At 71.6% G+C, this 12,280-nt stretch carries 10 protein-coding genes and 1 pseudogene; 9 read left to right on the top strand and 2 right to left on the bottom strand.

Going from position 1 to position 12,280, the window contains the following annotated elements:
• Positions 1–386: DUF4190 domain-containing protein (locus ACFXA3_RS19865; protein ID WP_385188421.1), on the top strand; the 386-nt coding region annotated here is incomplete at its 5' end.
• 326 nt (positions 387–712) lie between these two features.
• On the opposite strand, the pseudogene ACFXA3_RS19860 reads toward ACFXA3_RS19865, so the two are convergent.
• Positions 713–2,333: pseudogene (locus ACFXA3_RS19860) on the bottom strand (TROVE domain-containing protein).
• 458 nt (positions 2,334–2,791) lie between these two features.
• Positions 2,792–3,343, bottom strand: coding sequence for an NADAR family protein (locus ACFXA3_RS19855; protein WP_385188420.1), 552 nt, complete (start codon positions 3,341–3,343; stop codon positions 2,792–2,794).
• Between the two features lie 182 nt (positions 3,344–3,525).
• On the opposite strand from ACFXA3_RS19855, the gene ACFXA3_RS19850 reads away from it, so the two are divergent.
• The 8 genes from ACFXA3_RS19850 to ACFXA3_RS19815 all read left to right on the top strand — a co-directional run.
• Positions 3,526–5,043, top strand: a complete 1,518-nt coding sequence (locus tag ACFXA3_RS19850) for a gamma-aminobutyraldehyde dehydrogenase (protein ID WP_385188423.1) — start codon at positions 3,526–3,528, stop codon at positions 5,041–5,043.
• 72 nt (positions 5,044–5,115) lie between these two features.
• Positions 5,116–6,366 carry a spermidine/putrescine ABC transporter substrate-binding protein gene (locus ACFXA3_RS19845; RefSeq protein WP_385188418.1) on the top strand — a complete coding sequence of 417 codons (1,251 nt, stop codon included), beginning with the start codon at positions 5,116–5,118 and terminating at the stop codon, positions 6,364–6,366.
• Between the two features lie 71 nt (positions 6,367–6,437).
• The gene (locus ACFXA3_RS19840; protein WP_385188416.1) at positions 6,438–7,589 is read left to right on the top strand and encodes an ABC transporter ATP-binding protein; all 1,152 of its coding nucleotides are present in this window, start codon (positions 6,438–6,440) and stop codon (positions 7,587–7,589) included.
• Positions 7,586–8,515, top strand: coding sequence for an ABC transporter permease (locus ACFXA3_RS19835; RefSeq protein ID WP_385188415.1), 930 nt, complete (start codon positions 7,586–7,588; stop codon positions 8,513–8,515). The genes ACFXA3_RS19840 and ACFXA3_RS19835 overlap by 4 nt, the downstream gene beginning before the upstream one ends.
• Positions 8,515–9,309: an ABC transporter permease gene (locus ACFXA3_RS19830; protein ID WP_385188414.1), complete on the top strand. Its 795-nt coding sequence runs from the start codon at positions 8,515–8,517 to the stop codon at positions 9,307–9,309. Before ACFXA3_RS19835 ends, ACFXA3_RS19830 begins: the two co-directional genes overlap by 1 nt.
• Positions 9,310–9,330: 21 nt before the next feature.
• Complete coding sequence (locus ACFXA3_RS19825) at positions 9,331–10,749, top strand: NAD(P)/FAD-dependent oxidoreductase (RefSeq protein WP_385188412.1); 1,419 nt, start codon at positions 9,331–9,333, stop codon at positions 10,747–10,749.
• A gap of 176 nt (positions 10,750–10,925) precedes the next feature.
• Complete coding sequence (locus ACFXA3_RS19820; RefSeq protein WP_385188411.1) at positions 10,926–11,393, top strand: hypothetical protein; 468 nt, start codon at positions 10,926–10,928, stop codon at positions 11,391–11,393.
• An 85-nt stretch (positions 11,394–11,478) separates the two neighbouring features.
• On the top strand, positions 11,479–12,280 hold an 802-nt coding region (locus tag ACFXA3_RS19815; protein ID WP_385188409.1), incomplete at its 3' end, for a carbohydrate binding domain-containing protein.

Raw genomic sequence — 12,280 nt, 5'->3', positions numbered from 1 at the left:
GAGCACCGCGACAGCCTGGGCACCCACGCCCCGCCCAGCAGGCGTACCCCGGATACCCGGGCTACCCGTACCAGCAGCCGAAGAGCAACGGCTTCGGGATCACGGCCCTGGTCCTCGGCATCATCGGCGTGGTCACCTGCTACGTGGGCCTGCTGTTCGCCGTCCCGGCGCTCGTGTTCGGCATCCTGGGCCGGGGCAAGGCCAAGCGCGGCGAGGCCGACAACGGCTCGATGGCGCTGGCCGGCATCATCCTGGGCGCGGTGGGCATCGTGCTCAGCCTGCTGACGATCGGGCTCCTGATCTTCGGCCTCCTGCTCGGTGACGAGCAGAGCGGCGACGGCTTCGACAGGCCGCCCTCGCGCACGCACCTCCGCGAGAACGTCTGACGCGAGAACGTCCGAAGCGGGGGCGTCCGAAGCAGGGGCGTCCGAAACGGGGGCGGCGGGCCACGGGGCACACGCACACGACGCACCACGCACGGCACGGGGCCGGGGCCCGGCCACAGGCCCCCCGGGCCCGCCCCGGCGTCAAACCCCCCCCGGCACCCCTCGTCCGGCAACCCCCCGCCCGCGACCCCGCCCCCCCCCGCCCCGCCCACACCACCACCCCCACCCAGCCCCGCTCGGGGGCGCGGCGGGGCCCCCCCCCGCCCGGCCCCCCCCCCGTCCGTCATCCGCCGCCTGTCACCCGTCGTCCGTCATCCGCCGTCCGGCTACGCGGCCCGCGCCGCCCACGGCCAGTCCGCGTCCCGGCCGCCCTCGATCAGGGTGACCATGCGGAACGCCGCGTCGGTGAGCCCGCCGAAGGTGTGCCGGCCCGCGGACCCGGAGGGCGCGTGGCCCGTCCGGTAGCCGGCCAGGTTCCAGGCGTACACCGGGACCTCGTCCGGGACGAGGGCCGTCGGGTCGCCGCCGTGGCGGTACGTCGCCTGCTCGCCGGTGACGATCAGGGCCCGGTCGTGCCCCCTGTAGTACCGCCGCACGGCCTCCGAGGTGTTGGTGCCGCCGAGGTCCTCGAACCGCTCCAGCACCTTCAGCACGGACTCGCCCCGGGCGTACGGGACCTGCTTGCTCTGCGTACCGAACTGCAGCAGGTCCGCGTCCTCGGCGCGCAGCGCCAGCGCCGCGCCGAACACGGCCGCCGCGTCCGCCCGGTTGAGCCGGGAGCGGTCCGACAGCGGCGCCCACATGGAGCCCGACCGGTCCACGAGGACCAGCGTCCGGCCCGGCAGCGCGGGCACGTTGGCCAGGGAGTGGCCGAGCGCCCGCTCCAGCGGGTACGCCCAGCGCAGCGACGGCGCGTGCCGGTAGCGGCCAGGCAGCGGAAGGGGAACTGCCGCGACCGGGCGACGGCCTCCGGATCGCACACCTTCGCCGCGACCTGCGCGGCCACCGCGTCGGAGACACCGGCCTGGTCGAAGTTGCGCAGGTTCCGCAGCAGCGCCATCGCGCCCGTGGACGGGATGACCGCCTCCCAGGCGGCCGCGTCCATCGGCCCCTGGAGTCAGCCGGCCAGCGCCTCCCAGGTCATGCCCGCGGCGGCGAGCCGCTCGGCCCCGCCCGGCGCGGTGACCTGCGCCCGGCGCTCCTCGACCGGGAGCTCCATGAGGTCCCGGTGCGCGAGCAGGGTGCGGTTGCCGGGCGGCACCTGAGCCGTCTCCGGGTGGTGCCGGCGGTCGAGGGCGTACCGGAACAGCTGGCCTGCCAGGGCCTGGCGGGATCGGGCGAGGCGTGCACCCGGTTCAGCACGTCACCGAAGCGGAAGCCCTTCGAGGAGGTGCCGTACTTCAGCAGCGAGGCGGCGGTGTAGAGCCTGCGTACGGCGTCGGCGATGCCGCGCTTGACCGGCTTGGGCACGGCGCGCCCGTACGTCGCCGTCCAGTAGGCCAGCAGTTCACCGGGCTCGTCCGCACGCAGCAGTACGGAGTCCACCACGCTGCGGTTGGCGGGCCCCTCGGTCGCTCCGGCGTCGAGCCGCGCCTTGACGTACTCGGCCGCTCCGACCAGCGAGGCGGTCCGCATGTTCGCGTCCTTGCGCGGCCAGCCGAGCAGGCCGGCGGTCCACGCGGGATCCTCGACGGCCAGGCGCCGCACGAGCGCGGCGAACCGGTCGTCACGGGTCTCGGCGTTCTCGCGGAACGTCTGCTGCGTGACGAAGTCGGCGACGGCGAGCAGGAACAGCTCGGAGCGCGGGTCGCGGACGAAACCGGGGCCGCCCCGGTGGTTGACGGCGCGGGTGCCGGTGGAACGCACGGGCGAGGCGGGCCCCGCCGCGGCGGCCGCGGAAGCAGGAGCGGACGCCTTCTTGAACGCGCGCAGGTTGAAGCGGGCCATGAGGATCCCCCCGAATCCAGTGGTACGTGGGGGAGGCGTGACGTGCGGGATGCCCGAGATCAGGGTCGGCGACGGACTTATTGCCGGGCGAGCTGCCGAGCTGATCCACCGGCCGCAGCCGGGCGGGATTCGAACCCGCGACCTCCCGGTCCCCGAAGCAACCGTCGCCTGCGCGCCGGGCACCCCGCACGCGGCCTCCCGAGATCAAGGTGGCGGCGGCTTGGGATTCTCGGGAAAAGAAGGAGCCGCAGCCCGCGCACCGGGAGGCGCGTGACGCAGGTGTCCAGAGATCGAGGTCGGCGAAACCACGTGCTGCTCTGCCAACTGAGCCACACCGGCCCGAAAGCCGGTGATGGGACTCGAACCCGCGACCGGCCCATCAAGAGTGGAAGTAGGTCTCGCCTTCGCACCTGGACGAGTCCCACCGTAGGCGGGCCGCCCGCGGGCCCGCCACGCATTCAAGCCCCCGTGCGCAGCCGCTCGCGCGCCTCCATCAGCGCGAAGCCCAGCAGGTTCAGCCCGCGCCAGCGGGCCGGGTCCAGGGCGCGTTCGTCGTCGGCGGCCAGGCCGATGCCCCAGACGCGGTCCATCGGACTCGCCTCCACCAGCACCCGGTTCCCGGTGCCCAGCAGGTACGCGCGCAGCCCGGGGGTGGACGCGAACTTGTGCACGCTGCCCTCGACCACCAGCGCGAACCGCTCCCGCTCCCAGACCGCGTCGTCGAAGGCGCGCACGAGCCGGCCGGCCTTCTTGGCCTCCGCCGGAGTCCTGGCCTCCAGCGCGGCGCGCTCCGCCTCGGGGTCGCCGAACAGCCGGGCCTTGCCGGCCATCATCCAGTGCTCCGCCGTGTCGTACCGGACATCACCGACGGTGAAAGGTGACGGCCACCACTGGCTCATGCAGCTGGGGCCGAGCGTCCCGTCCGGGCGCGGCCGGTGCCCCCAGAACGGCAGGTACTTCACCCGCTCACCACGGCTGACCTGCTCGATCAACTTGTCGATCTTCTCCATGCACGCGAGTCTGACAGTCGCCACTGACACTTCGTACGGGATTTGGGGTGTGTCTCGACACATGGTCGACCGATTCCGTCGCGTAATCAAAAGGCAACAACGGAATCACTTGGCTGCGGGTAACACCTCTGCCAGGATCGGCACTCAATTCGAGCTGAAGCTACGGAGAGCGTGAGAGCGTGATGGGTAATCGCTTCCAGGTCAAGGACCGCTTCGCAGACGGCGCGCAGTACATCGACGGGCAGCTGAGGTCCGGAACCTCCGGGCGGTCGCACACCGTGGTCGATCCTGCGACGGGCGAGGAGGTGCTCACGTACGAGCTGGCCTCCACCGCCGATGTCGACGAGGCCGTCGCCGCCGCCAAGCGGGCCTTCCCGGCCTGGTCCGCGGCCACCCCCGGCGAGCGCTCGGACGCCCTGCACCGGCTCGCCGCGGTGCTGGCCGAGCAGGCGGAGGACTTCGCGTACGCGGAGTCCCTCCAGTGCGGCAAGCCGATCAAGCTGTCCACCGAGTTCGACGTTCCGGGAACCATCGACAACACCGCCTTCTTCGCGGGCGCCACCCGGCATCTCCAGGGGCAGGCGGCGGCCGAGTACTCAGGGGACCACACCTCCTACGTGCGGCGCGAGGCCATCGGGGTCGTCGGTTCCATCGCCCCCTGGAACTATCCGCTCCAGATGGCCGCCTGGAAGATCCTCCCGGCGATCGCCGCGGGCAACACGATCGTCCTGAAGCCCGCCGAGCTGACCCCCCTCACCTCCCTGATGTTCGCGCAGGCGGCCAAGGACGCGGGCCTGCCCGACGGCGTGGTCAACATCGTCACCGGCGCCGGCCGGGACGCGGGCGAGCACCTGGTCGGCCACCCGGACGTGGTGATGACCTCGTTCACCGGCTCCACCGCCGTCGGCAAGCGCGTCGCCGAGATCGCCACCGCCACCGTCAAGCGGCTCCACCTGGAGCTCGGCGGCAAGGCGCCCTTCGTGGTCTTCGACGACGCCGACCTGGAGGCCGCCGCGCACGGCGCCGTCGCCGCCTCCCTGATCAACACCGGTCAGGACTGCACCGCCGCCACCCGCGCGTACGTCCAGCGCCCCCTGCACGACGCCTTCGTCGCCCGCGTGGCCTCGCTGATGGAGACCGTCCGCCTCGGTGACCCGTTCGACCCCGCCACCGACCTCGGCCCGCTGGTCTCGCACGCCCAGCGCGACCGGGTCGCCGGGTTCGTGGAGCGCGCCCGCGGCTACGCCACCGTCGTCACCGGCGGCGAGATCCCCGGCGGCGAGCTCGCAGCGGGCGCCTACTACCGGCCCACCCTCGTCTGCGGCGCCGCCCAGGACAGCGAGGTCGTCCAGTCCGAGATCTTCGGCCCGGTCCTCGTCGTCCTGCCCTTCGACTCCGACGACGAGGGCATCGAGCTGGCCAACGACACCCCGTACGGGCTCGCCGCCTCCGCCTGGAGCCGCGACGTCTACCGGGCCGGCCGCGCCACCCGCGAGATCAAGGCGGGCTGCGTCTGGGTCAACGACCACATCCCCATCATCAGCGAGATGCCCCACGGCGGCTACAAGGCGAGTGGCTTCGGAAAGGACATGAGCGCCTACTCCTTCGAGGAGTACACGCAGGTCAAGCATGTGATGTACGACAACACGGCGGTCGCCGCCAAGGACTGGCACCGCACCATCTTCGGGGACCGCACCTAACCGAATCCGGCTTCTGCCGCGTGGCAGCCCGCCGCCTGACCAGCGGCGCCACCCATCCCGAAAGGGCAGCTCATGGAGCAGTTCGAGCCCGACCGCCTCTCGGCGGCGCAACTCGCCGCGATGCGGCGCAGCCTCACCAGCGGGCGCGGCGCCCTCACCCGCCGCTCGCTGCTGCGCGCCTCCGGCGTCGGAGCGCTCACCCTCGGCGGCCTGGCCTCCCTGTCCGCCTGCGGCATCCCGCCGGCCAAGCGCGCGGGCGACACCGCCGTCGCCTCCGACGACCACTCGGACCGGGAGAAGGAGATCAACTTCTCCAACTGGACCGAGTACATGGACACCAGCGAGGACGAGAAGACCCACCCCACGCTGGACGATTTCACCCGGCGCACCGGGATAGCCGTCAAGTACACCGAGGACATCAACGACAACGTCGAGTTCTTCGGGAAGGTCCGCCCGCAGCTCGCGGCCGGCCAGGACACCGGCCGCGACCTGATCGTCGTCACCGACTGGCTCGCCGCCCGCATCATCCGGCTCGGCTGGGCGCAGAAGCTGGACCCCTCGCACCTCCCGCACGCCTACGCCAACCTGATCCCGCAGTTCCGCAACCCCGACTGGGACCCGGGCCGCGCGTACAGCTACCCGTGGACCGGCATCGACACCGTCATCGCCTACAACGCGAAGGCCACCGACGGCAAGAAGGTCGACTCCGTCACCCAGCTGCTCGACGACCCCTCCCTCAAGGGCCGCGTCGGCTTCCTCACCGAGATGCGCGACACCGTCGGCATGACCCTGCTCGACCAGGGCAAGGACCCGGCGAACTTCACCACCGCGGACTACGACGCGGCCATCGGCCGGCTCCAGAAGGGCGTGGACACCAAGCAGATCCGCCGCTTCACGGGCAACGACTACACCGCGGACCTCGACAAGGGCGACCTCGCCGCCTGCCTCGCCTGGGCCGGCGACATCATCCAGCTCCAGGCCGGCAACCCGGACATCAAGTACGCGATCCCGGCGCCCGGCTACATCACCTCCAGCGACAACCTGCTGGTCCCCGCCCACGCCCGGCACAAGGCCAACGCCGAGAAGCTGATCGACTTCTACTACGAGCCCCCGAACGCCGCCCGGCTGGCGGCGTTCATCAGCTACGTCTGCCCGGTCGAAGGCGTCAAGGAAGACCTTGCGAAGATCGACCCCGCGCTCGCGGACAACCCCTTGATCATCCCGGACAAGGCGATGGCGGCCAAGGCCCGCGCCTTCCGCTCCCTCACCAGTGAGGAAGAGACCGCGTACGAAGAGAAGTTCGCCAAGCTCATCGGAGCCTGACGAACCCCCCCCCGTGCCGGCATCCGCGCCCCGCACCCTTCCGACGACACCACCACCGAAGGCCGCGACCCATGACTGACAAGACCGCGGGCGGCGACGTCCGCCTCGCCGGGATCAGCAAGCACTACGGCTCGTTCACCGCCGTGCACCCGCTGGATCTCACCATCCCCCAGGGCTCCTTCTTCGCCCTGCTCGGCGCCTCGGGCTGCGGGAAGACCACCACCCTGCGCATGATCGCCGGCCTGGAGGAGCCCTCCACCGGCACGGTCCACCTCGGCGACCGCGAGGTCACCCACCTGCCGCCGTACAAGCGCCCCGTCAACACGGTGTTCCAGAGCTACGCGCTGTTCCCGCACCTGAACATCTACGAGAACGTGGCCTTCGGACTGCGCCGCCGCGGCATCAAGTCCGTCAAGAAGCAGGTCGACGACATGCTGGAGCTGGTCGAGCTCGGCCAGTTCGCCCAGCGCAAGCCGCACCAGCTCTCCGGCGGCCAGCAGCAGCGCGTGGCCGTCGCCCGCGCACTCATCAACCACCCCCAGGTGCTGCTCCTCGACGAGCCCCTCGGCGCCCTCGACCTCAAGCTGCGCCGCCAGATGCAGCTGGAGCTCAAGCGGATCCAGACCGAGGTCGGCATCACCTTCGTACACGTCACGCACGACCAGGAGGAGGCCATGACCATGGCCGACACGGTCGCCGTGATGAACGGCGGCCGCGTCGAGCAGCTGGGCGCGCCCGCCGAGCTGTACGAGAACCCGCGGACCACCTTCGTCGCCAACTTCCTCGGCACCTCCAACCTCATCGCGGCCGAGGTCCTGGAGGCGGGCGGCGCCGACGTCACGGTCAGCTCGGCCGGAACCAGGCTGCGCCTGCCCGCGGCCCGATGTTCGACCACCCCGAAGACCGGCGGGAAGCTGCTGGTCGGGGTGCGCCCCGAGAAGATGTCCCTGGTCCACGCGGACGAGGCGGACACCGTCGGCGCGGGCCGCAACAAGATCCACGGCAAGATAGCCGCCTCCTCCTTCATCGGGGTCTCCACCCAGTTCGTCATCGACAGCCAGGTCTGCCCCGAGCTGGAGGTGTACGTCCAGAACATCGAGCGGGACGCCCGCCTCGCCCCCGGCGCCGACGTCGTCCTGCACTGGAACCCGGAGCACACCTTCGGCCTCGACGCCGCCCAGGACATAGACGCCGGAATCGAGACGGTCGAGGAGGGCGCATGACCGCCACCGTCGCGCCACCGGAGGCCGAGGCCACGGCCGAACCCCCGGTCCACAGGCCGTCCGTGCGCAAGCGGCTGATCCCGTACTGGCTGCTGCTCCCCGGCATCCTGTGGCTGCTGGTCTTCTTCGTGCTGCCGATGGTCTACCAGGCCTCCACCTCGGTGCAGACCGGCTCCCTCGAAGAGGGCTTCCGGGTCACCTGGCACTTCCAGACCTACTGGGACGCGCTCACCGAGTACTACCCGCAGTTCCTGCGCTCCCTCGCCTACGCCGGCACCGCGACCGTGCTGTGCCTGCTGCTGGGGTACCCGCTGGCCTATCTGATCGCCTTCAGGGCGGGCCGCTGGCGCAACCTGGTGCTGGTGCTCGTCATCGCCCCGTTCTTCACCAGCTTCCTGATCCGCACCCTGGCCTGGAAGACGATCCTGGCCGACGGCGGCCCCGTCGTCGCCGTCCTCAACAAGATCGGCTTCCTGGACGTCACCAGCTGGCTCGGCATCACCCAGGGCGACCGGGTGCTGGCCACGCCGCTGGCGGTGGTCTGCGGTCTGACGTACAACTTCCTCCCCTTCATGATCCTGCCGCTCTACACCTCGCTGGAGCGCATCGACACCCGCCTCCACGAGGCGGCCGGGGACCTGTACGCCCACCCCGCCACCACCTTCCGGAAGGTGACCTTCCCGCTCTCCATGCCGGGCGTGGTCTCCGGGACCCTGCTCACGTTCATCCCGGCGAGCGGCGACTACGTCAACGCCGAGCTGCTGGGCTCCACGGACACCCGGATGATCGGCAACGTCATCCAGTCGCAGTACCTGCGGATCCTCGACTACCCGACGGCGGCCGCGCTGTCCTTCATCCTCATGGCCATCGTGCTGATCATGGTCACCATCTACATCCGCCGAGCGGGGACGGAGGACCTGGTCTGATGCGTTGGCTCCGGCGCAATCTCGTCGTCATCTTCGGCCTCGGCACGCTCGCGTACATGATCCTGCCGAACGTCGTCGTGACGGTCTTCTCCTTCAACAACCCGGCCGGGCGGTTCAACTACGCCTGGCAGGAGTTCTCGCTCGACGCCTGGAAGGACCCCTGCGGGGTCGCCGACCTGTGCGGCTCGCTGTCCCTGTCGCTCCAGATCGCCGTGTGGGCCACCATCGGCGCCACCGTCCTCGGCACCGCCATCGCCTTCGCGATGGTCCGCTACCGCTTCCGGGCGCGCGGCGCGGTCAACTCGCTGATCTTCCTGCCGATGGCGATGCCCGAGATCGTGATGGCGGCCTCGCTGCTCGCGCTCTTCCTGAACATGGGCATCCAGCTGGGCTTCTGGACGATCCTGATCGCCCACATCATGTTCTGCCTCAGCTTCGTCGTCGCCGCCGTCAAGGCACGCGTCCTGTCGATGGACCCGCGGCTGGAGGAGGCCGCCCGCGACCTCTACGCGGGCCCGGTGCAGACCTTCGTACGGGTCACCCTGCCGATCGCGGCGCCCGGTATCGCGGCGGGCGCACTGCTGTCCTTCGCGCTGTCGTTCGACGACTTCATCATCACCAACTTCAACTCGGGCAACACCGTCACCTTCCCCATGTTCGTGTGGGGATCGGCGCAGCGCGGTACGCCTGTACAGATCAACGTCATCGGCACGGCGATGTTCGTCATCGCGGTGCTGGTGGTCCTCGTCGGCCAGATGGTCGGCAACCGCCGCAAGAACGCACAACCCAAGTAACTCTGTAGGGAGTTGGAAGACATGGCCCCAGTCGCCATGCGAAGTGTTGCTCAATCCCTTTCCGAAGCACTGCCGGTCTCGTACTGGCTGGACGACCCCGGCAAGCCCGCCGCGCAGCCGGCGCTGACCTCCGACGAGGCCTGCGACCTGCTCGTCATCGGCGGCGGGTACAGCGGACTGTGGACCGCGCTGATCGCCAAGGAGCGCGATCCCGCCCGGGACGTCGTCCTGATCGAGTCGAAGGAGGCGGGCTGGGCCGCCTCCGGCCGCAACGGCGGCTTCTGCGCCGCCTCCCTCACGCACGGCCTGGCCAACGGCATGGCCCGCTGGCCGGGCGAACTCGCCAAGCTGGAGGAACTGGGCGCGCGCAACCTCGACGAGATCGAGGCGGCCATCACCCGCTACGGCATCGACTGCGACTTCGAGCGCACCGGCGAGATCGACGTGGCCACCGAACCCCACCAGGTCGAGGAGCTGCGCGAGCTGTACGAGGAGGCCCAGAAGCTGGGTCTCGCGGGCGGCTCGCGCTGGCTGGACCGCGAGGAACTGCGCGCGGAGGTCGACTCGCCGACCTTCCTCGCGGGCCTGTGGGACACCGACGGCGTCGCCATGCTCAACCCGGCGAAGCTCGCCTGGGGACTGAAGGCCGCCTGCCTGTCGCTGGGCGTGCGGATCTACGAGAACACCCGGGGCCTGTCGCTGGCCTCCTCGGGCGCCGGGATGGCCGTGCGCACCCCGTACGGGCGGATCTTCGCCCGGCGCGTGGCGCTCGGCACGAACATCTTCCCGTCGCTGGTCAAGCGGATCCGCCCGCTCACGGTCCCGGTCTACGACTACGCGCTGATGACCGAGCCGCTGACCGCCGGGCAGCTCGAGGCCATCGGCTGGCGGGGCCGCCAGGGGCTGGGCGACAGCGCCAACCAGTTCCACTACTTCCGCATCACCCCGGAGAACCGCATCCTGTGGGGCGGCTACGACGCCATCTACCCCTACCGCGGCAAGCTCGACTCCGAGTACGACCACCGCCCCGAGACGTACCTGAAGCTCGCGCAGCACTTCTTCAGCGCGTTCCCGCAGCTGGAGGGCATCAAGTTCAGCCACGCCTGGGGCGGCGCCATCGACACCTGCTCGCGCTTCTCCGCGTTCTTCGGCACCGCCCACGGCGGCAGGGTCGCCTACGCGGCCGGCTACACCGGGCTCGGCGTCGGCTCCACCCGCTTCGGCGCCGACGTGATGCTGGACCTGCTCGACGGGGCCCGGACCGAGCGCACCGAGCTGGAGATGGTGAAGTCCAAGCCGATGCCCTTCCCGCCCGAGCCGTTCGCCTGGACCGGGATCACCCTCACCAAGTGGTCCCTGGCCCGTGCCGACGCCCGCGGCGGCCGGCGCAACCTGTGGCTGAAGGCCCTGGACAAGCTCGGCCTGGGCTTCGACAGCTGACGTCTGCCGGAGCCGGTCCCGGCAGCCCGGCACCCCGTACGCCCCCGGCGCGCACCGCCGTTCACCACGTGAGCCGCTTCACCATGACGGGGTGGCGAAACCCGCGTCATCGCAGGGCCCTGCCCCGCTCTCTCCCGGTGAGAACCCTCACCCCAAAGAGATGCGGAGGCCGGGCGATGCAAGGCTCGGAGTTCAAGACGGCGGTGGAATGGCTGGTGGCGGTCGCGCCGGACCCCGACGCCTGCCGGTGGGAGTGGGAGCGCAACCCCCTCGGGGTCGCCCTGCTGCCCGCCGGCCGGCAGTGGGACGTGCTGATCCTGCCCGGGGAGCTGGGGCAGACCGCCCTCGACGTCCTGACGCACCTCCTCGACCGGCCCGGCCCGGTGCTCGCCGATCCCGGCGGGCAGCGGCTGGGCTTCTTCGTTCCCCCGGGCACCGCGTCCCGCTGGATCGGCACCGGCGTACGCGGAGCCGGGCGCGGGACCTGGATCGTGGTCCCGTACCCCGGCCGGCGGACGGACGGCACGCACTGGCTGGTGGTTCCGGACGGCCGCGGCACGCTCACCGATCCGGTGCTGCTGGAGCTCGCGATGCACGAGGCCGCGGCCCGGGCCGCGGCGGGGGAGGAGGGTCACAAGCCTTGACAAGGGCATTGGTCTGGACCATGTTGGGCGCCGCTGCCGGTTCACCGGCGGCCTGGCTCCATCCCCCCATGTTCCGGAGGCAGTTGTGCGCAGACGCCCAGCCAGGGTCACCACCCTCCTCACCGCGGCCGCCCTCGCGGTCGCCGGCTTCCTTGCCGCGGGCCCGCCGGCCGCGGCGGCCGACGCCGACCTCGCCCGCAACGGCGGCTTCGAAGCCGGACTCGACGGCTGGAGCTGCTCGGCCGGCAGCGGAGCCGTCGTCACCACTCCCGTCCACGGCGGACGTTCCGCCCTCCGGGCCACCCCTGCCGGCCAGGACAACGCCCGCTGCTCCCAGACCGTCACCGTCAAGCCCGACTCGACGTACACGCTCGCCGCCTGGGTGCAGGGGGCGTACGTCTACCTCGGCGCGGCCGGGACCGGCACCACCGACGTGTCCACCTGGACGCAGACCCCGGGTGCCTGGAAGCAGCTGAGCACGACGTTCCGCACGGGCGCGGCCACCACCTCCGTGACGGTCTACACGCACGGCTGGTACGGCCAGCCCGCCCACTTCACCGACGACGTCACGCTCGTCGGACCCGACCCGGGCGGCTCCGGACCCGGACAGCCGCAGCCCCCGGCCGCCCCCACCGGCCTGACGGCGTCCGGCGCCACCGCGAGCAGCCTGGACCTCACCTGGTCGGCCGCCCCGGGCGCCACGTCCTACGCGCTCCACCGGGACAGCGCCGCGCCCGTGAGCGTCACCGGAACCTCGGCGACCGTCACCGGACTCGGGCGCGGCCCCCCCGGCCACCACCCGGGGCGCGGCCGGGGGGGCGGCCGGGCGGGGGGGCCCCCGCCGGGCGGGGCGGGCGGGGCGGGGGCCCGGGTGGTGGCGCGGGAGC

It is taken from the genome of Streptomyces sp. NPDC059456 (genome assembly GCF_042750055.1).
In the GTDB taxonomy this organism is placed as follows: Bacteria; Actinomycetota; Actinomycetes; order Streptomycetales; family Streptomycetaceae; genus Streptomyces.
This window is presented reverse-complemented; position numbering and strand designations above follow the sequence as displayed.

What these genes read in the sequence shown, in the direction of transcription:
- ACFXA3_RS19855 (WP_385188420.1), bottom strand. Translation starts at nt 3,343, where the DNA reads ATGGAGAAGATCGACAAGTTGATCGAGCAGGTCAGCCGTGGTGAGCGG.
- ACFXA3_RS19850 (WP_385188423.1), top strand. Translation starts at nt 3,526, where the DNA reads ATGGGTAATCGCTTCCAGGTCAAGGACCGCTTCGCAGACGGCGCGCAG.
- ACFXA3_RS19845 (WP_385188418.1), top strand. Translation starts at nt 5,116, where the DNA reads ATGGAGCAGTTCGAGCCCGACCGCCTCTCGGCGGCGCAACTCGCCGCG.
- ACFXA3_RS19840 (WP_385188416.1), top strand. Translation starts at nt 6,438, where the DNA reads ATGACTGACAAGACCGCGGGCGGCGACGTCCGCCTCGCCGGGATCAGC.
- ACFXA3_RS19835 (WP_385188415.1), top strand. Translation starts at nt 7,586, where the DNA reads ATGACCGCCACCGTCGCGCCACCGGAGGCCGAGGCCACGGCCGAACCC.
- ACFXA3_RS19830 (WP_385188414.1), top strand. Translation starts at nt 8,515, where the DNA reads ATGCGTTGGCTCCGGCGCAATCTCGTCGTCATCTTCGGCCTCGGCACG.
- ACFXA3_RS19825 (WP_385188412.1), top strand. Translation starts at nt 9,331, where the DNA reads ATGGCCCCAGTCGCCATGCGAAGTGTTGCTCAATCCCTTTCCGAAGCA.
- ACFXA3_RS19820 (WP_385188411.1), top strand. Translation starts at nt 10,926, where the DNA reads ATGCAAGGCTCGGAGTTCAAGACGGCGGTGGAATGGCTGGTGGCGGTC.